The following is a 22,692-nucleotide window of genomic DNA, read 5'->3' on the forward strand; positions in this document are numbered from 1 at the left end:
GATCCCCAGCGGAGCCCCCGATTGTCAGTGGTGGCCGATACCGTTGCGTACGCATCACAACCCTCCTGCCACGGAACGACCGTGGCCGCTGAGTCCAAAGGAGGTGGGTTCCACATGCGTCACTACGAGGTGATGGTCATCCTCGACCCCGATCTGGAGGAGCGCGCTGTCGCCCCCCTGATCGAGAACTTCCTCTCCGTCGTCCGTGAGGGCAACGGCAAGGTGGAGAAGGTCGACACCTGGGGCCGTCGTCGTCTCGCGTACGAGATCAAGAAGAAGCCCGAGGGCATCTACTCGGTCATCGACCTGCAGGCCGAGCCTGCGGTCGTGAAGGAGCTCGACCGCCAGATGAACCTGAACGAGTCGGTCCTCCGGACCAAGGTCCTCCGCCCCGAGACCCACTGAGCTTTCCCGCTCAGCTGATCTCGGGATTCGAGTAGCAAGCAAGCAGCCAGAGCAAACCCGCCGAGAGGTTCCCCATGGCAGGCGAGACCGTCATCACGGTCGTCGGCAATCTTGTCGACGACCCCGAGCTGCGCTTCACCCCGTCCGGTGCGGCGGTCGCGAAGTTCCGCGTCGCTTCCACGCCCCGCACCTTCGACCGCCAGACGAACGAGTGGAAGGACGGCGAGAGCCTGTTCCTGACCTGCTCGGTCTGGCGTCAGGCGGCGGAGAACGTCGCCGAGTCGCTCCAGCGAGGCATGCGCGTCATCGTGCAGGGCCGGCTGAAGCAGCGGTCCTACGAGGACCGTGAGGGCGTCAAGCGCACGGTCTACGAGCTGGACGTCGAGGAAGTCGGCGCCAGCTTGCGCAACGCCACGGCCAAGGTCACCAAGACCGCCGGTGGCGCTCGCGGTGGCCAGGGTGGTTACGGCGGCGGTGGCGGCCAGGGTGGCGGCAGCTGGGGTGGAAACTCCGGCGGCGGCCAGCAGGGCGGCGGCGCTCCTGCCGACGACCCGTGGGCGACCGGCGCTCCCGCCGGTGGCAACCAGGGCGGTGGCGGCGGCTGGGGTGGAAACTCCGGCGGCGGCGGTGGCGGCGGCTACTCGGACGAGCCCCCCTTCTAGGTCCTCGGACCGAGGGTGGGTCGTACCCAAACTTCTTGATCACACAGGAGAAACACCATGGCGAAGCCGCCTGTGCGCAAGCCGAAGAAGAAGGTCTGCGCTTTCTGCAAGGACAAGGTCACGTACGTGGACTACAAGGACACGAACATGCTGCGGAAGTTCATTTCCGACCGCGGCAAGATCCGTGCCCGCCGCGTGACCGGCAACTGCACGCAGCACCAGCGTGACGTCGCCACGGCCGTCAAGAACAGCCGTGAGATGGCGCTGCTGCCCTACACGTCCACCGCGCGCTAAGGGAAGGGTGACCGAAACATGAAGATCATCCTCACCCACGAGGTCTCCGGCCTCGGTGCCGCCGGCGACGTTGTCGACGTCAAGGACGGCTACGCTCGCAACTACCTGATCCCGCGGAAGTTCGCTATCCGCTGGACCAAGGGTGGCGAGCAGGACGTGGCGCAGATTCGCCGCGCCCGCAAGATCCACGAGATCCAGACCATCGAGCAGGCCAACGCTGTGAAGGCCCAGCTCGAGGGCGTCAAGGTCCGTCTGGCCGTCCGCTCCGGCGACGCCGGTCGTCTCTTCGGTTCCGTCACTCCGGCCGACATCGCTTCCGCGATCAAGGCTTCCGGTGGCCCCGAGGTCGACAAGCGCCGCATCGAGCTGTCCGCCCCGATCAAGACCCTGGGCGCCCACGAGACGTCCGTGCGTCTGCACCCCGAGGTGGCCGCCAAGGTCAACATCGAGGTCGTCTCGGCGTGACGCCGCGCTCGGTCTGAGCAGCTGAGAGGGGCCGCCCCTATGGGGGCGGCCCCTCTTCGCGTCGGGGTTCTCTCCACTCTGGCGCCTTCGCATCGGCACCAGAGGCGCGGGCACGTCATGTTTCACGTGAAACCGGGACGGTGTGTGCCGGAATTCCGGGCCGCTGTGCCGCTCGGTCCGCTCAGCGGGACGCGCCCGTCACGATCCACCGGCCTGAGCGGGCGCGCAGCCACAGGGTCAGCATCCGGACCGCTATCATCAGCGCCATGGCCGCCCAGAGGGTCGTCAGTCCGCCGCCGATCGTGGGCACGAGCAGCGCCACCGGAGCGAACACCGCCAGGGTGACGACCATCGCCCGCGCCAGGTAGGGCCCGTCACCGGCGCCCATCAGGACACCGTCCAGGACGAAGACGATCCCGCACAGCGGCTGGGCGAGCGCCACCAGCAGGAGCGCCGGCAACGCCGTGTCCTTGACCACGGAGTCGTTGGTGAACAGTGGGAGGAACAGCGGACGGGCGGCCACCACGAGCAGGCCGAGCGCGACACCGGTCGCGATGCCCCACTGGAACATCCGGCGGCAGGCCTCGCGGGCAGCCAGGGCGTCGTTGGCTCCGAGGTAGCGGCCGATGATCGCCTGCCCGGCGATCGCGATCGCGTCCAGGGCGAAGGCCAGCAGGTTCCACAGGGACAGGACGATCTGGTGGGCGGCGATGTCGGCGTCACCGAGACGCGCGGCCATGGCCGTGGCGATCATGAGAATCGCCCGCAGGGACAGTGTGCGGACGAGCAGAGGAACACCGGCCTGGGCGGAGGCTCTGATGCCGGCGAGGTCCGGACGCAGAGAGGCCTGGTGACGCCGTGCTCCGCGCACGACCACCCGGAGATAGACGGCCGCCATGCCGCACTGCGTGATCACCGTGCCCCAGGCGGAGCCCGCGATGCCGAGTCCGGCGCCGTAGACGAGGAGCGCGTTGAGCGCGGCGTTGGTGATGAAGCCGGCGACGGCGACGTACAGCGGCGTTCTGGTGTTCTGCAGACCGCGCAGCACTCCGGTGGCGGCGAGGACGGTCAGCATCGCCGGTATGCCCAGCGCGGAGATGCGCAGGTACGTGGTGGCGTACGGAGCGGCGGTGGCGGAGGCGCCGAAGACGTCGACGATGCCGGGGGCCAGGGGAAGGACGAGTGCGATGACGGCGGCGCCGAGGAGCAGCGCCAGCCAGATGCCGTCCACGCCCTGGCGGAGGGCGGCCCGCAGATCGCCGGCGCCGACGCGGCGGGCCACGGCGGCCGTGGTGGCGTAGGCAAGGAAGACGAAGACGCTCACCGCGGTGGTGAGGAGGGCCGATGCCACTCCGAGGCCGGCGAGCTGGGCGGTTCCGAGATGGCCGACGATCGCACTGTCGGCCATGACGAAGAGGGGCTCGGCGACCAGTGCGCCGAAGGCCGGGACGGCCAGTGCGACGATCTCTCGATCGTGCCGCCGTCGGGTGGCTTCGGGGATCGCGGGAGCCTGTGTCATGAGCACTAATCTAATCGTCCACAGGTAAGAGATGCAATTGGCAGGCGACCCTTACTCTTGATCTCGGGGCGTGTCCTTTCGCGTCGCGTTCGAAGTGATCTTGGCCCGACTGGGGAAGTTTTTCTTCTGCACAGCCGGTGGACGATAAAAGACCAGGTCAGAGCGGCGTCTTGGGAGAGATGGAGGGCTTGTTCACAAGGCTGTCCACCGAGTCGTGCACAGGTTTCGGGGAGTTCTCCACAGCATCGGGGCGGTCGTCCACATGGCCTGTGGATAACCAGATTGGCTGACGGTGCCGAGAGGCCTACCGTTGTCCGGCGCCCCCTCCTTGCCTCGGCCCGGGAAACCCCACAAAACCGACGCGCCAGAACCGGAGTTGGGCCTCTCATTTGTCAGTGTCGTGCCCTACAAAAGAGGGCACGGCTAGGTCCGCCGTGCGGACGGGAGGAGGTGGCTCGGTGAGCATTTCCGAGCCCTTGGACGATCCGTGGGCCGACAGCGGACCCAGTGATCGTCTGCCCGCCTCCCGACGACGCGGTGACGTCCGCGGCCGTGACGAGCAGCACGACCGCGGCCGGGAGAGCAGCGGCTGGGACGGCGGGGGAACCGCCTTCGAGCGGGTTCCGCCGCAGGACCTGGACGCCGAGCAGTCCGTCCTCGGCGGCATGCTGCTGTCCAAGGACGCCATCGCCGACGTCGTCGAGATCCTCAAGGGCCACGACTTCTACAAGCCCGCGCACGAGACGATCTACCAGGCGGTCCTCGACGTCTACGCCAAGGGCGAGCCGGCAGACCCCATCACCATCGCCGCCGAACTGACCAAGCGCGGTGAGATCAACAAGGTCGGCGGCGCCGCCTATCTGCACACGCTCGTCCAGACCGTGCCGACGGCCGCGAACGCCGAGTACTACGCGGAGATCGTCCACGAACGCGCCGTCCTGCGCCGTCTCGTGGAGGCCGGCACCCGTATCACGCAGATGGGATACGCGGCCGACGGCGACGTCGACGAGATCGTCAACAGCGCCCAGGCCGAGATCTACGCCGTCACCGAGCAGCGCACCAGCGAGGACTACCTGCCGCTCGGCGACATCATGGAGGGCGCCCTCGACGAGATCGAGGCGATCGGCTCGCGCAGCGGCGAGATGACCGGTGTGCCCACCGGATTCACGGACTTCGACTCCCTGACCAACGGCCTGCACCCGGGCCAGATGATTGTCATCGCCGCGCGTCCCGCCATGGGTAAGTCCACCCTCGCGCTGGACTTCGCGCGGGCCGCGTCGATCAAGAACAACCTGCCGAGCGTCATCTTCTCCCTCGAAATGGGCCGCAACGAGATCGCGATGCGTCTGCTGTCCGCCGAGGCACGCGTTGCCCTGCACCACATGCGGTCCGGCACGATGACCGACGAGGACTGGACGCGCCTGGCCCGCCGGATGCCGGACGTCTCGGCAGCCCCGCTCTACATCGACGACTCCCCGAACCTGTCGATGATGGAGATCCGCGCCAAGTGCCGCCGCCTGAAGCAGCGCAACGACCTGAAGCTGGTCGTCATCGACTACCTCCAGCTGATGCAGTCCGGCGGCTCCAAGCGCGCCGAGAGCCGTCAGCAGGAGGTCTCGGACATGTCCCGTAACCTCAAGCTCCTCGCCAAGGAGCTGGAGATCCCGGTCATCGCGCTGTCCCAGCTCAACCGTGGTCCCGAGCAGCGCACCGACAAGAAGCCGATGGTCTCCGACCTGCGTGAGTCGGGCTCCATCGAGCAGGACGCGGACATGGTCATCCTGCTGCACCGCGAGGACGCCTACGAGAAGGAGTCACCGCGCGCCGGCGAGGCCGACCTGATCGTCGCCAAGCACCGTAACGGCCCCACGGCGACGATCACGGTCGCCTTCCAGGGTCACTACTCCCGCTTCGTGGACATGGCGCAGACCTGATCCGCCCGGCGGCCGCGCAAATGAACTCGACGCGCGCCGCCGCAGCGGATGGACTGGCCCCATGACGACATCTCAGGAAGAACTGCTCCCCGCGACCCGCCGGGCGCTGCTGCACCGGATCGCGGTCGCGCAGGCCGAAGGGCGGGCGCCCTCGCTGGTCGCCGCGGTCGTGCGGGGCGGGCGGGCCGTGTGGCACGGAGCCCGGACCTCGGTCGACGGGCACGGGCCGGACGAGAACGTGCAGTACCGGATCGGCTCCATCACCAAGACGTTCACCGCCGTGCTGGTGCTGCGGCTGCGCGACGAAGGTCTGCTGGATCTCGGTGATCCGCTGGAGAAGCATCTGCCCGGCACCGGAGCCGGCGAGGCGACCATCGCCGAACTCCTCGCCCACACGGCCGGGCTCGCCGCCGAGTCTCCCGCGCCCTGGTGGGAGCGGACCCCGGGCTCGCTGCGGCCCGAGCTGAGCGATGTTCTCGGCGAGCAACCCCTCCTGCATCCCGCCGGCCGGCGCCACCACTATTCCAACCCTGGCTACACCTTGCTCGGCGCGCTCGTGGAGGAACTGCGCGGGGCCCCTTGGGAGGAGGTGCTGCGCGCCGAGATCCTCGAACCGCTCGGGCTCCACCGCACGAGCGCCCAGCCCCAGGCCCCGCACGCGGGTGGCTGGGCGGTGCACCCCTGGGCCGACGCGCTGCTTCCTGAGCCGCTGGAGGATCTCGGCCGGATGGCGCCGGCCGGGCAGCTGTGGTCCACCACCGGTGACCTCGCGCGGTTCGCCGCCTTCCTCGCGGTGGGGGACGACCGTGTGCTGAGCGCTGAGTCCGTAGCGGAGATGCGCACCCCCGCGGCCCCGGCGGAAGCCGCGGACGTGATGGACGGGGCCACGTATGGCCTCGGCATGCAGATCCAGCGCCGGGCCGGCCGGCTCCTGGTGGGGCACTCCGGCTCGCTGCCCGGCTTCCTGGCGAATCTCACCATCAGCGTGGAGGACGACGTGGCCGCCGTGGTGCTGGCCAACTGCACCAGCGGTCCGCTGCTCGGAGCGCTGGGCGCCGACCTGGTCCGGATCGTCGCCGATGCCGAGCCGCGCATCCCCGAGCCGTGGCGGCCACTGCCTGAAGTCGACCAGGCGGTCCTGGAGTTGGCCGGGCAGTGGTACTGGGGCACCCATGCCTTCGCGGTGCGCGTGACGGCCGACGGCCTCCTCGCGCTGGGCCCGCTGACGGGTGGCGGGCGTCGAGCCCGCTTCCGCTCGAACGGTGACGGCACATGGACGGGTCTGGAGGGCTACTACGCCGGGGAGCTGCTCCAGCCCGTACGGCGCCCGGACGGGTCCGTGAGCCATCTCGACCTCGGGTCGTTCGTGTTCACCCGGCAGCCGTACGACACGGAGGCTCCCGTGCCTGGTGGGGTGGATCCGCAGGGGTGGCAGGGTATCGACCGGCCGTAGCCGGCGGCAGCGACAGGAAAGCGGCCTGTTTCACGTGAAACAGGCCGCTCTGTGCGCTACGCGCCGTGCGCGAGGGCAGGCATCAGAGAGACAGCTTGAAGCCCTCGTGCGAAGCGGTGAAACCGAGCCGTTCGTAGAAGCGGTGGGCGTCGGTGCGGGTCTTGTCGGACGTGAGCTGTACCAGGGGGCAGCCGAGGCTCCGTGCGGTGTCGATCGCCCACCGGATGAGCTCGCTGCCCAGCCCGCTGCCGCGCTCGTCCGCGTGGATGCGTACGGCCTCGATGATGGCGCGGGTCGCTCCCTTGCGGGCGAGCCCGGGAATGAGCGTGAGCTGCAGCGTCCCGATCACGCGGCCGCCGCGGACGGCGACGACGAGATGCTGGTTCGGATCCGTGTCCACACGCTCGAACGCGGCCAGGTACGGGGCAAGGTCGTTCGGCGACTCGCGCTGGGCGCCCAGCGGATCGTCGGCGAGCATGGCGACGATCGCCGGGACGTCGCCTTCGATCGCACGCCGTATTTCAAGATCTCCCATGGTCCGCACCCTACGCGGGCACCTTCCGCGACTCCACGACCCTTACCGGCAGCGCCAGTCCGGGCTGTGTGGCCGCCGCGTCCAGTGCCTGGCGCAGAGCGGTGTCATGGGCGGGTCGTGCCACGCGGAGGGTCAGCCCGCGGCCACCGTCAGCGGGGCGAACCGGCGTGTCCAGTCTCCCGGCAGGTCCGTGATGCCGTAGGTCATCACGGCGTTGAAGGCCACGGATTCAAGTCCCTGCTGCTTCGCCCAGGCCAGCAGTTCCTCGTGGCGTACGTCGATGTCCGTCCGCAGAGGCCGGTCGGTGTTGGCGGCGAGTGAGGCGAGGAGAGCCTTGGCCGTCTCCGCGTCCCGGGCGATCAGCGGACCCACGACATGGGTCTCCATGTTGGGCCAGGCGGCGGCGTAGCCGGTGATCCGGCCGCCGTCCTCCGACACGCGCAATTGGTCGGCGAAGGCGGGCAGGCGGGTGATGAGGGGGGTGCGGTCGGTGCCGAACACCTCCTCGTCGAGACGCAGGATCGAGGGCAGGTCCTCGGCCGTGGCGGCACGCGTCGCCACACCGGCCTCGGGCCCGCCCGGGACGAAGTGTCCACGGAGCATTTCCGCCCGGCCCGTGACCTTGAACCCCAGCTCCTCGTACAGCGGACGGCCGTTGGGCGTGGCATGCAGGGTCAGGGGCGTGGTGCCGTACGCCGATACGACATGACGCATCAGACGGCGCCCCACGCCCCTACGGGCATGGCGCTCGGCCACCAGGACCATGCCGATGGCGCCGAGATCCGGCCGCCCCCAGGGTCCGTACTCCGTGACGACGCACGCGGCGACGAGCCCGCCGTCCGGATCGTCGATGCCGTACCCCTTGCCGGCCGTGAGCAGGAAGCCCCACTTGTGTTCCTCGCGTGGCCACCCCCGGTCTTCGGACAGGTCGGCGCAGGCGGTCAGGTCCCGCGGAGTCAGACGACGGATGGGCATTGCGGCGAGAGAAGGAGTCGGCACGCAGGTCAGGCTGTCCGACCAGCACCCCTGGCGTCCACCTGTTTCGCCCCGGAGACATGATCTTTTGATCACGACGTGGCCCGGCGCACAGGTCCTGCACGGGCAGGGGGGTTTCACGTGAAACAACTCACGCCGGTTAGCCTCGGGCCTCATGGCGAGAATTCATCTCTTCGACCTCGACGGCACGTTGCTCCACGGCACCACCGCTCCGGTGGAGATTTCCCGGCAGTTGGGGCGGGAGGCCGAGACGGTGGCGCTGGACCGGGCGATAGCGGAGGGGCGGATAGGCCCGCCGGAGTACGCGGCCCAGGTGTACGACTTGTGGGCGGACCTGACCGAGGCGCATGTGCCCCCTGCCTTCGAGGCGGCACCGTGGCTGGCCCGGATCCGCGAGGTCTGGGCGGAGATCAGGAACAGGGGCGACTACTGCGCGGTGGTGTCCCTCTCGCCCTCCTTCTTCGTCGAGCGTCTCCTCGACTGGGGCGTGCACGCCGCCTACGGATCCCGCTTTCCCGCCGTGCCGTTCACCGAGCCCGTCGACCCTGCCGGAGTCCTCAGTGCGCCCGCCAAGGTGACCATTGCGGACCGGCTCTGCGAGGAGTTCGGCGTGGCTCGCGCGGACTGTGTCGCGTATGGCGACTCGCTATCGGACATGGATCTCTTCGCCGCCGTGCCGGTGTCCGTCGCCGTCAACGCCGACGCTCATCTGACGGGACTCGCCACGCACTCCTACACGGGGCAGGATCTGTGGGACGCCTACGCGCTGGTGAGCCGGCCCGCGTAGTCGATCCGTCTCTTGGCTTCTGGGCGAGGAGTTGACCGCCGCCGACCGCCTGGCGGGAGGACTAGCCGAGGTCGGGGGCGTGCATGGCGCGGACGCCCTCGATGTTGCCGTCCAGGTAGTGCCGCAGCGACAGCGGGACGAGGTGGACGGAGGCGATGCCGACTCGGGTGAACGGGATCCGGACGATCTCGTACTCGCCGGCCGGTGCGTCCACTTCGGGGCCGTGGCGCTGCGACGGGTCCATGGACTCCAGCCGGCAGACGAAGAAGTGCTGCACCTTCACGCCGGTCGCACCGCCGTCCTCGCCGATGTGCTCCACGGTGTCCACGAAGCAGGGCACCACGTCGGTGATCTTGGCGCCGAGTTCCTCGTGCACCTCACGATGCAGGGCGTCGACGACGGTCGGGTCCTCGGGCTCGACTCCGCCACCGGGGGTGACCCAGTAGGGATCGACGCCGGGCTTGGTGCGCTTGATCAGGATCAGGTTGTCACCGTCGAGCAGGACGGCACGGGCGGTGCGCTTGACCACGGGTCGGACGGTCATGGGAGAAATGTGGCCCGGCTGGTTCCACGTGAAACATCTCAGTGCGCCCAGGCCTGGACGCGCGGTGTGAGTCCCGGGGCAGGGCGCTCAGCCCCAGTTCGCGGCTGCCCGGTGGAGCCACTCGTGTGCTCGCGCGATGTGCGGCATGGCGAGCGTGCCGGTGCGCACCACCAGGAAGTACGTCCGCAGCGGCGGGACCGCCGGTTCGTGCAGCGTCACGACCTCCTCGCGGTCGAGAGCGGCCGCGCAGAGATAGCGGGGCAGCACCGCCAGGCCCGCGCCCGCGCTCGTGCAGGCGAGCACTGCGCGGAGGTCGGGGACGATCACGGTGCCCGAGGCGGCCGGGCGCGAGTCGAAGACGGAGGCCCAGTACCGCGCGACGAACGGCAGCGACTCGTGGACCTCGACGACGGGCAGGTTCTCCAGGGACGGAGCGCCCTTGAGCCTCAGTGCCTCCGGGGTGATCCGCTCCGCCCAGCGTGGCGCGGCGACCAGCACATGCTCCTCGTCGCACAGCGGGCCGGCGGTCAGCAGGGCCCCACGGGGCCGGGCGGTACTGATGGCGAGATCGTGGTGGCCGGCGGCCAGTCCCTCGAGTACCTCCTCGGCGGTGCCGAAGGAGGCGCGCAGCGCGAAGCCCTGGCCGTCGTCGCCGGTCAGTTCCGTGAGCGCGGGAAGGGCGCGTTCGGCGGTGAACTCCGGGGGACCGGCCAGGTGCAGGGTGCGCAGCGAGGACTCGTCGTCCAGGCCGCTCTCGGCGATCTCCACCAGGGCGTCGAGGTGGGGCGCGGCCTTGTGGGCGAGTTCGTCGCCCATCGTCGTGGGCGTCACTCCGCGGGCCTGGCGCAGGAACAGGGGGCGGCCCAGCTGGCGCTCCAGGGTGCGAATCTGGGAGGTGACGGCCGGCTGGGACAGGCCCAGCAGGGCGGCGGCTCGGGTGAAGGAACCGGCCCGGTGCACGGTGACGAAGGTGCGCAGCAAGGCCAGATCCATGACAGGCTCTCCCCTTCCCTGCCTTCCTCCGGCCCCCAGGCAGGCCCCAACTATAAATAAGTCGATAGGTTTCTGTCGTTACCGTGATTGGACACTGACGCAGAGTCAACTAGCCTTGTTCGCACGGTTCTTCGCGCGCGGAACCGCCGACGGTCCGAGCCACGAGGGGGGAGGCTCGGACCGTCCCCGTATCGGCGTCCCGGGCGTGGGACGCCGTCGGGTTCACTCGGCGGACTCATCCAGGGCCCGCAGTACGTCCGCCACCAGGTCCTCGGGATCCTCGGCGCCGACGGACATGCGGATGAAGCCCTCAGGGACCGGGTCTCCGCCCCAGCGGGCGCGTCGTTCGGCCGTGGAGCGCACTCCGCCGAAGCTCGTCGCGTCCTCGACCAGGCGCAGCGCCGCCAGGAAACGCTCGGCACGCGCGCGCGTGGGCAGCGTGAAGGAGACCACGGAGCCGTAGCGGCGCATCTGCCGTGAGGCGGTCTTGTGCGCGGGGTCGTCGGGCAGCCCCGGGTAGCGCAGACCGGCGACCTCCGGCCGCTGCCGCAGCGCCTCGGCCACCGAGAGGGCGGTGGCGTTCTGCCGGTCGACACGCAGCTGGAGCGTGGCGATGGAGCGGTGTGCGAGCCAGGCCTCCATCGGCCCCGAGATCGCCCCGACGATCTTGCGCCAGCGGCGTACGGCCCCCATCGCCTCGGGGTCGCGTCCGGTGACGTAGCCCAGCAGGACGTCCCCGTGCCCGGTCAGCTGCTTGGTGCCGCTGGCCACGGAGAAGTCGGCGCCCAGCTCCAGCGGGCGCTGTCCGAGCGGGGTGGCGAGGGTGTTGTCCACGGCCACCAGGGCGCCGCGCGTGTGGGCCGCCTCCACCAGCCGCCGGATGTCGCACACGTCGAGCCCCGGGTTCGACGGGGACTCGATCCACAGCAACCGTGCGCCGTCGAGCGCGTCCAGCTGGGCATCGCCGGCCGTGGGCGCGGTGCGTACCTCGATGCCGTACGCCTCCAGCTGGGCGCGCACCAGTGGCAGCACCTGGTAGCCGTCAGAGGGCAGTACGACGGTGTCGCCGGCCCGCGTCTGGGAGAAGAGCACCGAGGAGATCGCCGCCATGCCGGAGGCGAACACCAGCGTCTCGACGTCGCTTCGCCCAGGCGCCTCCAGCTCGCCGATGGCACGCTCCAGTAGCGTCCAGGTCGGGTTGTCGTCCCGGCCGTAGGAGTATGGTCCCGCCACCTCACCCGGCAGGTGGAAGTGCGCGGCGAACACCGGTCCCGGCAGCGTCGGTTCGTTCTTGACCGGCTCGGGCAGGCCCGCACGTACCGCGCGCGTGCCCTCGCCGGTGCGGTTCGCGTCCTGGGCTGCGTCGCTCATACCAGCCGTCCCTCCAGTTGCTCCTGTACGGAGGCGAGCAGCCCGGTGCTCGCCGCCTCCACCATCTCGAGGCACTCCTCGAAGCCGTCCCGGCCCCCGTAGTACGGGTCCGGCACGTCGAGGTCGTCTGCGGCCGCGGCGTCGTAGGAACGAAGCAGGCGCACCTTCCGTGCGTCCTCCTCGGTGGGGGCGAGGCGGCGCAGGGCCTTGAGATGGCCGGTGTCGAGGGCGATCACGAGGTCGAGGTGGCCGAACCAGGAGGGCTGGATCTGCCGCGCGGTGTGCTCGGTGGCGTAGCCGTGTTCGCCGAGGACCGAGACGGTGCGCGGGTCGGCGGCCTCGCCCTCGTGCCAGCCGCCGGTGCCGGCGCTGTCGGTCTCGACCAGGTCCTCGAGCCCGGCCTCCGCCACGCGCGCGCGGAAGACCGATTCGGCCATCGGGGAGCGGCAGATGTTGCCGGTGCAGACGAAACAGACGCGGTAGGTCATGACGGGCTCAGTCCTCGTCGGGCAGCACGAGGTGCAGCGCCCACGAGACGATGGAGATGATCAGGCCGCCCAGCACAGCGGTCCAGAAGCCCTCCACGTGGAAGCTCAGGTCGAACTTGCCGCACACCCAGGACGTCAGCAGCAGCATCAGCGCGTTGACGACCAGGGTGATCAGCCCGAGGGTCAGAAGGAACAGTGGGAAGGTGAGCACTTTCACGACCGGCTTGACCAGGAAGTTCACCAAGCCGAAGATCAGCGCGACGACAATCAGCGTGCCGGCCTTCTTGGCCGTGCTGTCACCTGTGAGGGTGATCTTGTCGAGCAGCCACACGGCGACCAGCAGGGCACCCGCGTTGGCGATCGTCTTGACTACGAAATTCTTCATGTGTCTGATCGTGGCAGACCAGATCGATGTTGAGCAGTGAGCGAGGGCAGGCAACGGAAATGAAGGCATTCCGGCTGGATGAACTGGAGGCGGAACGCGCCGCCAACGAGGGGGCCTACCTTCAGTTCCTGCGGGAGCGGAACATGTCGGTCGGCCTGTACGCCCTCAACACGGGCGAGCACGACCCGCAGAAGCCGCACAACCAGGACGAGGTGTACTTCGTCGTCAGTGGCCGTGCGTCGATCACGGTCGGTCTGGAGACCACTCAGGTGGCACGGGGCAGCGTGGTGTACGTGCCGGCCGGTGTGGCGCACAAGTTCCACCACATCAGCGAGGACCTGAGGGTTCTGGTGGTCTTCTCTCCCCCCGAGGCGTGAGCGCGGACCTCAGGGTTCCCTCAGGGGCGGTTCAGGGGAGGACAAGGGGTGCGAGGCCCCCGCAGGGCCCCCTCGCGGCCTAGCATCGAGTGCAGACATCGAGAACTGCCGACGCAAAGGACGAGGGCTATGCGGGAGATCTTCGCGGGACTGCCATGGTGGGTGAAGTGGGTCGCGGTGCCGGTCATCGCCCTGGTCGTGTTCGGCAGCCTGATAGGAGCCGTGGTCACCTTCGTGATCGGCCTGCTCTTCAAGGCGCTGGTCTTCGTCGCTCTTGTCGGCGGACTCATCTACATCGTGCGGAAGTTCACGTCGAACTCCTCGTCGCGCGGCGACTGGTGAGGCACGTCGGGGGCCGGTGAGCGGTAACAGGGGGCACCGGTTCCCTCGGGCGGGGGAAGTTTCACCGGCAGGCCGTCTGCCTGCGGTGGCGGACGGTTAGAGTCCGGAACCCCCGTGGGGCCCGGACCCCGCGGGTGGCACACCCCCACCCGTGTTTTCCCGCACGGGTCGCCCACCCTCGCTTCGGGAGTGACCCCCTTGGCCACGGTTGACACCGCCCCGGCAGAGCCCCACGCGCCCCCCGCCCCACCGCGGCCCTGCGCACCCCCCATGCAGCGCCCGCCTGCGGCGACCGGCCCCGACAAACACTCCGCGACCCTCATCGGGTCCGTCCAGCGCGCACTGCGCCTGCTGGAGTCCGTCGCCGGGCACCCGTACGGCGCCCCTGCCAAGCAGCTCGCCCGCGAGACCGGTCTCGCCCTGCCCACGGCCTACCACCTGCTCCGCACGCTCGTGCACGAGGGCTACTTGCGCCGCGAGAAGGGGCTGTTCTTCCTTGGGGACGCGGCCGACCGCCTCGGCAGCAGCGGAGCGGAGCAGAAACGTCGCGGCACGGTGGCCGACACGCTCGCCCATTGGCGCGATTCCATCGGTGTGCCCGTCTACTACGCGATGTACCGGGACGGCGAGATCGAGGTCATGTGCGTCTCCGACACACGGGAGACGCCGGCGGTCGAGGAGTGGGCCGACTTCCGCGAGACCGGGCACGCCCACGCGATCGGCCAGTGCCTGCTGTCCCAGCTGGACGAGGCTGCCCGCCGCGACCATCTCGCCCGCTATCCCGTGCGGCCCATCACCTCGCACACCGTGCGCGACGAAGACGCCCTGCTGTGGCGGCTGTCCCGGACGCGGCGCATGGAGCTGGTGATGGAGCGCCAGGAGTACGCCCTCGGTACGGTCTGCGCGGCCGTTCCCATCACGGTCGGCACCACGGCGGCCACGGTGGCGATCTCGCTCCCGCTTCACCAAGCCGACCGGCTGGTACCCGCGGCCCAGCAGCTGCAGGCCGAGATCGGGCGCCATCTCGGGTCCCTGGTGCTCTCTATCAGTATCTGAAAACTTACTCCTTGTGATCTGGTGTATACGTTCAGCAAGATTTGCACACGGTCAGGGATCAATCCCGGCCAGTCGATGTCATTAGACGGGGTAGGCGATGCGCGAGTCCGTACAGGCAGAAGTCATGATGAGCTTTCTCGTCTCGGAGGAGCTCTCCTTCCGCATCCCGGTGGAGTTGCGCTACGAGACGAGTGATCCTTACGCGGTGCGGCTCACCTTCCATCTGCCCGGCGACGCCCCGGTGACCTGGGCCTTCGGGCGAGAGCTGATGATCGACGGAGTCGGCCGGCCGTGCGGGGAGGGAGACGTGCACATCGCCCCCGCCGACTCCGAGATGCTCGGCGAGGTGCTGATCCGGCTTCAGGTGGGCAGCGACCAGGCGTTGTTCCGCTCTTCGACGCCACCGCTCGTGGCCTTCCTCGACCGTACGGACAAGCTGGTGCCGCTCGGCCAGGAAGGTGCGCTGGCCGACTTCGACGCCCACCTCGACGAGGCTCTGGACCGCATCCTGGCCGAGGAACAGAGCGCCGGCTGAAGCGTTACGGCAACGGAGCGCCGAGCGCTCCGTCGTGCCAGTGAATCCACGCAGAAACGCTTCTGCGGAGGGGAGCGCGGCTCTGTCGGACCCCGCTCACCGCTTCCGGCGCCGCCCCCTGCCGCCCCGCGCCGCCGCCGACTGGGCGCCGGCGGGTGCCGCCGTATCCGGGGACGGCCGGTCGGCCGAGACCACGAGGGCGGCGAGGGCCGTGGTGACCGGCACCGAGGCGACCAGGCCGATCGAGCCCACCAGCGTGCGCACGATCTCCTCCGCCACCAACTCACTGTTGGCCACGGTCCCGACGCTGCTCTGCGCGATCGAGAACAGCAGCAGCAGCGGCAGCGCGGCACCGGCGTAGGCGAGGACCAGGGTGTTGACCACGGACGCGATGTGGTCACGTCCGATCCGGATGCCCGCGCGATACAGCCCGCGCCAGCCCATCGACGGGTTGGCCTCGTGCAGCTCCCACACCGCCGACGTCTGGGTCACCGTCACGTCGTCCAGCACACCCAGCGAACCGATGATGACGCCGGCCAGCAGCAGACCGCTCATGTCGATCGACGGATAGAGGCCGTGGATCAGACCGGTGTTGTCGTCCGTGTTGCCGGTGAGCGCGGCCCAGTCGATGAACTCCGAGCCCAGGAAGCCGATCAGCAGCAGCGAGACCAGCGTGCCGAGCACCGCGACCGACGTACGGGCCGACAGCCCGTGGCATATGTAGAGCGCGATGAGCATGATCGCGCTCGCCCCGACCACCGCCACGAGCAGCGGATTCGAGCCCTGCAGGATCGCGGGCAGGATGAAGAGGGTCAGCACCAGGAAGCTGACGGCCAGCGCCACCAGTGCCATGAGACCCCGGAGCCGGCCCACCACCACGACGGCGAGCGCGAAGATCCCGGCGAGCAGCGCCATGGGGAACTTCCGGTCCACATCGGTGACCGAGTACTGCAGGTCCCGCGGCGCCGAGGGCTCATAGGCCACGATGACCTTCTCGCCCTCGTGCAACTGCCGTGTCTGGTCGGGCTGCACGATCTCGGTGAAGGTACGGCCCTGGTCCTTGCCGGTGTCGACCCGGATCGTCGCCTTCTTGCAGGTGCCGTTCGCCTCGTGCTGCGCCGGGTTGCCCTCGGCGGTGGAGGCGTCTCCGGTCGGCGCCTGTCCCGAGGCGTTCACCGACTTGCAGCTGACCTCGACCACCTTGGAGACGGTCGCCTGCTGCGACTGGCGGTCGAAGCCGACGCCGGTGCGCTGGTGCGGCGGGGCTCCACCGGGCCACAGCACCACGAGGCCCACCACGACGGCCGCGGTGAACGGGACCAGGATCGCCGCGATGACCTTGCGCAGATGCTTCGAGACCGGCGCGGCGGGTCCGTGACTGTGCGAGTGGCTGTGACCACCACCGGAGCCGTGCCCGTCGTCCCCGCCGTCGCCGGGCCCGTGCCCTTCACCCCGGCCGCCGCCGGCCCCGTGACCGCCGCCGGCCCCGTGACCGCCACCGGAACCATGGCCGCCACCGGAACCATGGCCGCCACCGGAACCATGGCCGCCACCGGAACCGTGGTGGTCCCCGGGGCCAGGGCCGCCACCGTGCCCGACGGGGTGCGCGGGGCCGTACCGGCGGGGTGGGCCGGGAGGTGGATACGGGGGCTGATGTGTCGTGGTCACGGCCCGATCATTGCAAGAACGGCGGAGGCCCACTGTTCATCACGCCACACATGACGCTAGCGTGGAGGCACCTTTGCACACGCGGGAGCTCGGAGCACCGGGCTGAGAGGGCGCTGACCTCCGTATTTGCGATGTTTCACGTGGAACGTGGTCTCACGGGAACCATCGACAGACGGAAATCGCTGCGTCGACCGCCGAACCTGTTACCGGGTAATGCCGGCGTAGGGAGTAGGTCTCATGACCAACAAGGACGTACGCACGCCTGCCTCCACGCAGAACGCGACCGAGGGGTCGCCGAACACGGAGGCTGGGAAGTCCATCGGCTGGCACAAGGCGTATGTCGAGGGTTCGCGCCCCGACCTGCGCGTGCCGGTCCGTCAGGTGCACCTCACCAACGGGCAGTCGGTCACGCTGTACGACACATCGGGCCCGTACACCGATCCACTCGTCGACACCGACGTCCGCAGGGGCCTGTCGCCGCTGCGGGAGAACTGGATCATCGGCCGCGGTGACACCGAGGAGTACGCGGGCCGTCCCGTCCGACCCGAGGACGACGGGATCAAGCACACCTCACCGCGCGGTGGTCTGCGCAACCTGGACGCGGTCTTCCCGGGGCGCCCGCGCCAGCCGCGCCGGGGCCGCGACGGCCAGGCCGTGACGCAGCTGGCGTACGCGCGCCGGGGGGAGATCACGCCCGAGATGGAGTTCGTGGCGGTCCGGGAGAACGTTTCGCCCGAGGTCGTACGCGACGAGATCGCGGCGGGCCGCGCGGTTCTGCCCGCGAACGTCAACCACCCGGAGATCGAGCCGATGATCATCGGCAAGCGGTTCCTGGTGAAGGTCAACGCCAACATCGGCAACTCCGCCGTCACGTCCTCGATCGAGGAGGAGGTGGAGAAGATGACCTGGGCGACCCGTTGGGGCGCCGACACGGTCATGGACCTCTCCACCGGCCGCAACATCCACACCACCCGCGAGTGGGTGCTGCGCAACTCCCCCGTCCCCATCGGCACGGTGCCGCTCTACCAGGCCCTGGAGAAGGTCGACGGCAAGGCCGAGGAACTCACCTGGGAGATCTACAAGGACACCGTCATCGAACAGGCCGAGCAGGGCGTGGACTACATGACCGTCCACGCAGGCGTGCGTCTGCCGTACGTCCCGCTGACCGCCAACCGCAAGACGGGCATCGTCTCGCGCGGCGGCTCGATCATGGCCGCGTGGTGCCTGGCGCACCACAAGGAGTCCTTCCTGTACGAGAACTTCGAGGAACTCTGCGAGATCCTCGCCGCCTACGACGTCACGTACTCGCTGGGCGACGGCCTGCGGCCGGGCTCGATCGCGGACGCCAATGACGAGGCGCAGTTCGCGGAGTTGCGCACCCTCGGGGAACTCAACCGGATCGCCAAGCGTTTCAACGTGCAGACGATGATCGAGGGCCCCGGTCACGTCCCGATGCACAAGATCAAGGAGAACATCGACCTTCAGCAGGAGATCTGCGATGAAGCTCCGTTCTATACGCTCGGCCCGCTGACCACGGACATCGCGCCGGCGTACGACCACATCACCTCCGGCATCGGTGCCGCGATGATCGCCTGGTGGGGCACGGCGATGCTCTGCTACGTCACGCCCAAGGAGCACTTGGGCCTGCCCAACCGTGACGACGTCAAGACCGGCGTCATCACCTACAAGATCGCCGCCCACGCAGCCGACCTCGCCAAGGGACACCCCGGTGCGCAGGAATGGGACGACGCGCTGTCGGACGCCCGCTTCGAGTTCCGGTGGGAGGACCAGTTCAACCTCGCCCTCGACCCGGACACGGCACGGGAGTTCCACGACGAGACCCTGCCGGCCGAGCCCGCCAAGACGGCTCACTTCTGCTCCATGTGCGGGCCGAAGTTCTGCAGCATGAAGATCTCGCAGGACATCCGCCGCGAACACGGCGGCAACCGGGCCGAGATCGAGGAGGGCATGGCGCAGAAGTCGAAGGAGTTCGCGGCCGCGGGCAACCGGGTGTACCTGCCGATGGCCGACTGACGGGCCCCAGGGGTGCTGCTTCCCGGGGCTGATGTGTCCGGGGAGCAGCACCGGCGCAGAGACCGCTCGGTGGTGTCACAGGCGTCACGGGTCGGCGAGTGGCCGGGTGTGCTGCCGGGTGTCCGGCCGCGCCCCTGGAAGGGGGCGCAGGCCGGAGGTCATTCCGGTTGGTGCTCCGGGCCGCCGAAGTCGGGGCTCGTGTAGTCCGGGCTGGTGAAGCTCGGGCGGTCGGAGGCGGGGCCGTCCTCGGGGCTGCTGAACCCGGGACGGCCGTAGCCCAGGCGGGGCATTCTGCCGGTCCGGGACGGAGGCGCGGCGCGATGCGGGGCTGTCGTGCCGGGCTGGGCGAGGGCCTCCTTGAAGAACGGCAGGACGCCGCGCTCCAGCAGGGCGTCCCGCCAGGCCTCTCTGGCCCTGTCCACCTCTCGGCTCGCTTCGTCGTGGGCCGAGGCGTCCGCGGAGGCGCTGTTGCGCAGGGCGGTGAGCAGCAGTCCGCCGGCGGCGACGAGGACCGCGGCCGCGGTCAGGGCGCCGAAGACCCAGCCGGCGGTGAGCATGGTCCGGGCGAAGGCCTGTTCGGGGGCCAGCATCTTCAGGATGTAGCCCACGAGCAGGAAGATCGCGGCGGAGGTTCCGGCGAGGACGGGAGCCAGCACGGCGATCACCGCGACGGCGCCCGCGCCGGTGGCCTCGGCGGCCTCGCCGAGGGTGGTGGCGATCCCCAGTGCACCCGACTCCGGTTCCGCGGAACCGGAGTCGCCGGTGGACGCGGGGGTGGACGGCGCCGGGTGGCGCAGTTCCTCGCGGACCTTCACATAGTGCTGGTACTCGGCCGCAGCGGCGGCCGTGATGAGGGCGGTGGCGTTGAGGGCCATGGTGCGCAGTTGTTCGGGGTTGAGCCGCTGTCCGACAGCGGCCAGTTCCTGGCGGTGTGGCGCGGAGCGCAGCGCCTCATCGAGGATCCGCTCGAATTCCTGGCGGTCCTCGCTCAGCAGGTGCTGCGGAACGCTGTTCATGTGCATCCCCCGATGCTCCGTAGGGCTTGGGGCTCGCACGCCGGCGAGCCGTCGGGCAGAAACGGAGGGGAGCCTGCTACGGATAAGCCGATGGTAGAGCCGTGACGGCACACGGTGACAGGGGGTTGCCGGAAATTGGGTGGCGGCCCGCGTCCGCCCGGAGTGGTCGGATCCGGGCGGTGAATTCTCAGGTGTCCAGCGGAAGTTGCTGGACCAGCAGCTTTCCGGCCATGGTCACGCCGCCGTCCATGGCGATGGCGAGTCCGTCGGCGTAGACGTGCGGTCCCTCGACGTGGGGGCCGCCGCCCTCCTCGCCGTCCTCGGAGCCGACTTCGCCAAGCAGGTAGGGAATCGGGCTGTGGCCGTGAACGATCCGGGTGCCGCCGTACGTATCGAGCAGGGAGCGCACGGCATCGGCGCCGCCCTCGTCACGGAAGGAGAAGCGCTTGGTGAACTTGCGGAACAGATCCCAGCACTCGTCCGCGTCGTTTCGGGTGAGGGTCTCGCGGACGGTGTCGTTGACGGCCTCGATCGAGTCGCCGTAGTCGAGATACGCGGTGGTGTCGGAGTGGACGAGGAGATGGCCGTCGACCTCCTCCATGGCGTCCAGGCGGGCCATCCACTGCAGATGGTGGTCCTGGAGGCGGTCCATGTCGGTCTTCTGGCCGCCGTTGAGCAGCCAGGCCGCCTGGAACGTGGCCGTGCCCGCACCGGAGTTGACCGGGGTGTCGCAAAAGCGCTTGGCGCCCAGCAGGAGCAGCTCGTGGTTGCCCATGAGTGCCTTGCAGTAGCCGCCGGCCGCGGCGGCCTCGGCGGACAGCCGCATCACGAGGTCGATGACGCCGATGCCGTCCGGGCCGCGGTCGGTGAAGTCGCCGAGGAACCACAGCCGGGCGGTGCCCGCGGACCACTGGCCCGCGGTGTCGATCAGGCCCTTCTCCTCCAGAGCGGCCAGCAGTTCGTCGAGGTAGCCGTGGACGTCTCCGACGACGTACAGCGGGCCGAGGCCGGTCGCGGGCTGCGGGGCAGGGACGGCGGGGGACGACTCGACGGTGACCTGGAGCGTGTCGCCGCGGTTGATGACGGGCAGGTCGCGCTGCGTAGGCGTGTAGCCGTCGTCGAGGGGCGGGTGGGTGTCACGGGGGTCGGTCTGGATGCGCGGACCGGTCTCGTGGACGTACGCGGGCACTCGGAAGTCGCGCAACGTCGCCGTCCGTTCCACTTCGGGTCCCTGATCGGCCCCCTGAGTCATCAGACCCCTCCACCATCGCGCCGCAGCTGCACCGCTTCGGACTGCCTGGTCGCAGCGGCCCGCGGTGTCGTGCGCCCATCATAGGAATGCGCGTCGCGCCGTGTGATGACCCAGGGGTGGTGAATCGGAGCAAGACTCCTGTTCACCGCGGCTTTCGCCCCGTTTGGGCAGGGGTTCGACCGGCTGTCCGTGCCCTTCCGTCCGCCCGCCGAAGGGGTCGCCCGGCCTGTTGAGCGGTGGGGCGGGATGCGGCACGGCATTGACGGGCAGACGGTTCGACCCCTGCGACAGGGCCGGCCGGGCCGTCCTCGCGGTGGCCGGCCGTTCCGCGAAGCCGCCGCCCCCGGGGCGGCACGGCAGCGCGTGAGCCGCTGCCCGTTATCCCTTCTCCGGGGCCCGCGGGGGGCTGACCGTCGTGCGCGGCGGACGTCGCTGGGACGACGTACGCACGATCAGTTCGGTCGGTATCACCTGCTCGACGGGCTGGTCCGACTCGACTCCCTCGATGGCGTCGATGAGGAGCTGGACCACCGCCGTGCCGATGCGGCGTGGCTTCAGGGAAAGTGTGGTGATGGGCGGCTCGGTGGTGGCGTACACCGTGGACTCGCTGCAGCACACCAGGAGCAGGTCGTCCGGGACGCGCAGGCCGTAGCGGCGTGCGGCGGCGAGCAGGTCGGTGCCGTTGGGGTCGAACAGGCCGTAGACGGCGTCGGGCCGGTCGGGGCGGGCGAGCAGCCGGTCGGCGGCGACGGCGCCCGCGCACGGGTCGTGTGCCGGGTAGGCCTCGTAGACCGGGTCCTGGCTGACGCGTTCGCACCAGCGCAGGTAGGCGGTGGTGGACAGATGGGTGTACGTGTCCGTGGACGTGCCGGTGAGCAGGCCGATGCGGCGGGCGCCGGCGGCGGCGAGATGGTCGAGGATGCCGAGGACGGCTGCCTCGTGGTCGTTGTCGACCCAGGCGGTGACGGGGAGGGGGCCGGCCGGGCGGCCGTCGGAGACGACCGGTAATCCCTGCCGGACCAGTTCGCTGACGACCGGGTCCTGGTCGGAGGGGTCGATGACCACCGTGCCGTCCAGGGCGACGTTGGACCACACGTCGTGGCGGGAGGTCGCGGGCAGGATGACGAGGGCGTAGCCGCGGGCGAGCGCGGCCGAGGTCGCGGCCCGCGCCATCTCGGCGAAGTACGCGAACTCGGTGAAGGTGAAAGGTTCATCCCCGTACGTCGTCACGGTCAGGCCGATCAGTCCGGACTTGCCGGTACGGAGGGTGCGGGCGGCGGCCGAGGGGCGGTACCCCAGCCGTTCGGCGACCTCGCGGACATGGCGCCGGGTGGCATCCGGGAGCCGGCCCTTGCCGTTGAGGGCGTCGGAGACGGTTGTGATGGAGACCCCGGCGGCGGCGGCCACGTCCCTGATGCCCGCCCGACCCGGCCGGCTGCCTCGACGTGAGGTTTCCGCGCGGCTCACCTGGTGCTTTCCTGCTGCTGTCATGGCGAGCCGATAGTAGGGCTCATGCGGTGGGGTAGTGCGGACGCATATGCGCGCGTTGACAGGCACGTTTCTGCATGATCGTAAGGGGCT

At 69.7% G+C, this 22,692-nt stretch carries 24 protein-coding genes; 12 read left to right on the forward strand and 12 right to left on the reverse strand.

Annotation, left to right across the window (positions count from 1 at the left end; translation table 11 throughout):
- Nucleotides 1-114: 114 nt before the first annotated feature.
- The 4 genes from rpsF (at nt 115) to rplI (ending at nt 1,826) form a co-directional block, all read left to right on the forward strand.
- Nucleotides 115-405, forward strand: coding sequence for a 30S ribosomal protein S6 (gene rpsF, locus ACWD5D_RS07150; protein ID WP_003956532.1), 291 nt, complete (start codon nt 115-117; stop codon nt 403-405).
- 74 nt (nt 406-479) lie between these two features.
- The gene (locus tag ACWD5D_RS07155; protein ID WP_451371790.1) at nt 480-1,067 is read left to right on the forward strand and encodes a single-stranded DNA-binding protein; all 588 of its coding nucleotides are present in this window, start codon (nt 480-482) and stop codon (nt 1,065-1,067) included.
- 57 nt (nt 1,068-1,124) lie between these two features.
- Nucleotides 1,125-1,361, forward strand: coding sequence for a 30S ribosomal protein S18 (rpsR, locus tag ACWD5D_RS07160; protein ID WP_003949403.1), 237 nt, complete (start codon nt 1,125-1,127; stop codon nt 1,359-1,361).
- A gap of 18 nt (nt 1,362-1,379) precedes the next feature.
- Nucleotides 1,380-1,826 (forward strand): 50S ribosomal protein L9, encoded by a 447-nt coding sequence (gene rplI / locus ACWD5D_RS07165; RefSeq protein ID WP_451371791.1) that lies wholly within the window; start codon nt 1,380-1,382, stop codon nt 1,824-1,826.
- A 181-nt stretch (nt 1,827-2,007) separates the two neighbouring features.
- Here rplI and ACWD5D_RS07170 read toward each other — a convergent pair whose 3' ends face one another.
- A complete protein-coding gene (locus tag ACWD5D_RS07170; protein ID WP_451371792.1) occupies nt 2,008-3,345 on the reverse strand; it encodes an MATE family efflux transporter in 1,338 nt (445 codons plus the stop codon).
- A gap of 458 nt (nt 3,346-3,803) precedes the next feature.
- Here ACWD5D_RS07170 and dnaB point away from each other — a divergent pair, with 458 nt between their 5' ends.
- Both dnaB and ACWD5D_RS07180 read left to right on the forward strand, forming a co-directional pair.
- Nucleotides 3,804-5,279, forward strand: coding sequence for a replicative DNA helicase (dnaB, locus tag ACWD5D_RS07175; RefSeq protein ID WP_451371793.1), 1,476 nt, complete (start codon nt 3,804-3,806; stop codon nt 5,277-5,279).
- Between the two features lie 61 nt (nt 5,280-5,340).
- Nucleotides 5,341-6,732, forward strand: a complete 1,392-nt coding sequence (locus tag ACWD5D_RS07180; RefSeq protein WP_451371794.1) for a serine hydrolase domain-containing protein — start codon at nt 5,341-5,343, stop codon at nt 6,730-6,732.
- Nucleotides 6,733-6,814: 82 nt separating this feature from the next.
- On the opposite strand, the gene ACWD5D_RS07185 is transcribed toward ACWD5D_RS07180, so the two are convergent.
- The gene (locus ACWD5D_RS07185; RefSeq protein WP_451371795.1) at nt 6,815-7,267 is read right to left on the reverse strand and encodes a GNAT family N-acetyltransferase; all 453 of its coding nucleotides are present in this window, start codon (nt 7,265-7,267) and stop codon (nt 6,815-6,817) included.
- A 132-nt stretch (nt 7,268-7,399) separates the two neighbouring features.
- On the reverse strand, nt 7,400-8,266 hold the full coding sequence (locus ACWD5D_RS07190) for a GNAT family N-acetyltransferase (protein ID WP_451371796.1): 867 nt from the start codon (nt 8,264-8,266) through the stop codon (nt 7,400-7,402).
- A gap of 151 nt (nt 8,267-8,417) precedes the next feature.
- Here ACWD5D_RS07190 and ACWD5D_RS07195 point away from each other — a divergent pair, with 151 nt between their 5' ends.
- The gene (locus tag ACWD5D_RS07195) at nt 8,418-9,050 is read left to right on the forward strand and encodes an HAD family hydrolase (RefSeq protein ID WP_451371797.1); all 633 of its coding nucleotides are present in this window, start codon (nt 8,418-8,420) and stop codon (nt 9,048-9,050) included.
- A gap of 61 nt (nt 9,051-9,111) precedes the next feature.
- Here the strand turns inward: ACWD5D_RS07195 and ACWD5D_RS07200 are convergent, their stop codons facing one another.
- The 5 genes from ACWD5D_RS07200 to ACWD5D_RS07220 all read right to left on the reverse strand — a co-directional run bounded on the left by ACWD5D_RS07200 (nt 9,112) and on the right by ACWD5D_RS07220 (nt 12,831).
- Nucleotides 9,112-9,594, reverse strand: a complete 483-nt coding sequence (locus ACWD5D_RS07200) for an NUDIX domain-containing protein (RefSeq protein ID WP_451371798.1) — start codon at nt 9,592-9,594, stop codon at nt 9,112-9,114.
- A gap of 87 nt (nt 9,595-9,681) precedes the next feature.
- Complete coding sequence (locus ACWD5D_RS07205; protein WP_451371799.1) at nt 9,682-10,587, reverse strand: LysR family transcriptional regulator; 906 nt, start codon at nt 10,585-10,587, stop codon at nt 9,682-9,684.
- Between the two features lie 222 nt (nt 10,588-10,809).
- Nucleotides 10,810-11,958 carry a cystathionine gamma-lyase gene (locus tag ACWD5D_RS07210; RefSeq protein ID WP_451371800.1) on the reverse strand — a complete coding sequence of 383 codons (1,149 nt, stop codon included), beginning with the start codon at nt 11,956-11,958 and terminating at the stop codon, nt 10,810-10,812.
- Nucleotides 11,955-12,446, reverse strand: coding sequence for a low molecular weight protein-tyrosine-phosphatase (locus ACWD5D_RS07215; RefSeq protein ID WP_451371801.1), 492 nt, complete (start codon nt 12,444-12,446; stop codon nt 11,955-11,957). The genes ACWD5D_RS07210 and ACWD5D_RS07215 overlap by 4 nt, the downstream gene beginning before the upstream one ends.
- Nucleotides 12,447-12,453: 7 nt before the next feature.
- Nucleotides 12,454-12,831, reverse strand: coding sequence for a phage holin family protein (locus tag ACWD5D_RS07220; RefSeq protein ID WP_451371802.1), 378 nt, complete (start codon nt 12,829-12,831; stop codon nt 12,454-12,456).
- A gap of 59 nt (nt 12,832-12,890) precedes the next feature.
- Between ACWD5D_RS07220 and ACWD5D_RS07225 the strand changes: the two genes are divergently transcribed.
- From ACWD5D_RS07225 to ACWD5D_RS07240, 4 genes are all read left to right on the forward strand, one after another.
- Complete coding sequence (locus ACWD5D_RS07225; protein ID WP_393878148.1) at nt 12,891-13,208, forward strand: cupin domain-containing protein; 318 nt, start codon at nt 12,891-12,893, stop codon at nt 13,206-13,208.
- A gap of 129 nt (nt 13,209-13,337) precedes the next feature.
- A complete protein-coding gene (locus ACWD5D_RS07230; RefSeq protein ID WP_451371803.1) occupies nt 13,338-13,550 on the forward strand; it encodes a DUF5326 family protein in 213 nt (70 codons plus the stop codon).
- Nucleotides 13,551-13,820: 270 nt separating this feature from the next.
- On the forward strand, nt 13,821-14,606 hold the full coding sequence (locus tag ACWD5D_RS07235; RefSeq protein ID WP_451371804.1) for an IclR family transcriptional regulator: 786 nt from the start codon (nt 13,821-13,823) through the stop codon (nt 14,604-14,606).
- 97 nt (nt 14,607-14,703) lie between these two features.
- A complete protein-coding gene (locus tag ACWD5D_RS07240) occupies nt 14,704-15,141 on the forward strand; it encodes an SsgA family sporulation/cell division regulator (RefSeq protein ID WP_451371805.1) in 438 nt (145 codons plus the stop codon).
- Nucleotides 15,142-15,237: 96 nt separating this feature from the next.
- Here the strand turns inward: ACWD5D_RS07240 and ACWD5D_RS07245 are convergent, their stop codons facing one another.
- Entirely contained in the window at nt 15,238-16,809 is a 1,572-nt protein-coding gene (locus ACWD5D_RS07245) for a YibE/F family protein (RefSeq protein WP_451371806.1), read from the reverse strand.
- A 237-nt stretch (nt 16,810-17,046) separates the two neighbouring features.
- On the opposite strand from ACWD5D_RS07245, the gene thiC reads away from it, so the two are divergent.
- Nucleotides 17,047-18,843 carry a phosphomethylpyrimidine synthase ThiC gene (gene thiC, locus ACWD5D_RS07250; RefSeq protein WP_451371807.1) on the forward strand — a complete coding sequence of 599 codons (1,797 nt, stop codon included), beginning with the start codon at nt 17,047-17,049 and terminating at the stop codon, nt 18,841-18,843.
- A gap of 158 nt (nt 18,844-19,001) precedes the next feature.
- Here the strand turns inward: thiC and ACWD5D_RS07255 are convergent, their stop codons facing one another.
- The 3 genes from ACWD5D_RS07255 to ACWD5D_RS07265 form a co-directional block, all read right to left on the reverse strand.
- Entirely contained in the window at nt 19,002-19,865 is an 864-nt protein-coding gene (locus tag ACWD5D_RS07255; RefSeq protein ID WP_451371808.1) for a hypothetical protein, read from the reverse strand.
- A gap of 181 nt (nt 19,866-20,046) precedes the next feature.
- Nucleotides 20,047-21,111, reverse strand: a complete 1,065-nt coding sequence (locus tag ACWD5D_RS07260; RefSeq protein WP_451371809.1) for a metallophosphoesterase — start codon at nt 21,109-21,111, stop codon at nt 20,047-20,049.
- Between the two features lie 378 nt (nt 21,112-21,489).
- Nucleotides 21,490-22,602, reverse strand: a complete 1,113-nt coding sequence (locus ACWD5D_RS07265; RefSeq protein WP_451371810.1) for a LacI family DNA-binding transcriptional regulator — start codon at nt 22,600-22,602, stop codon at nt 21,490-21,492.
- Nucleotides 22,603-22,692 lie beyond the last annotated feature (90 nt).

The organism is Streptomyces sp. NPDC002520, from assembly GCF_053595235.1.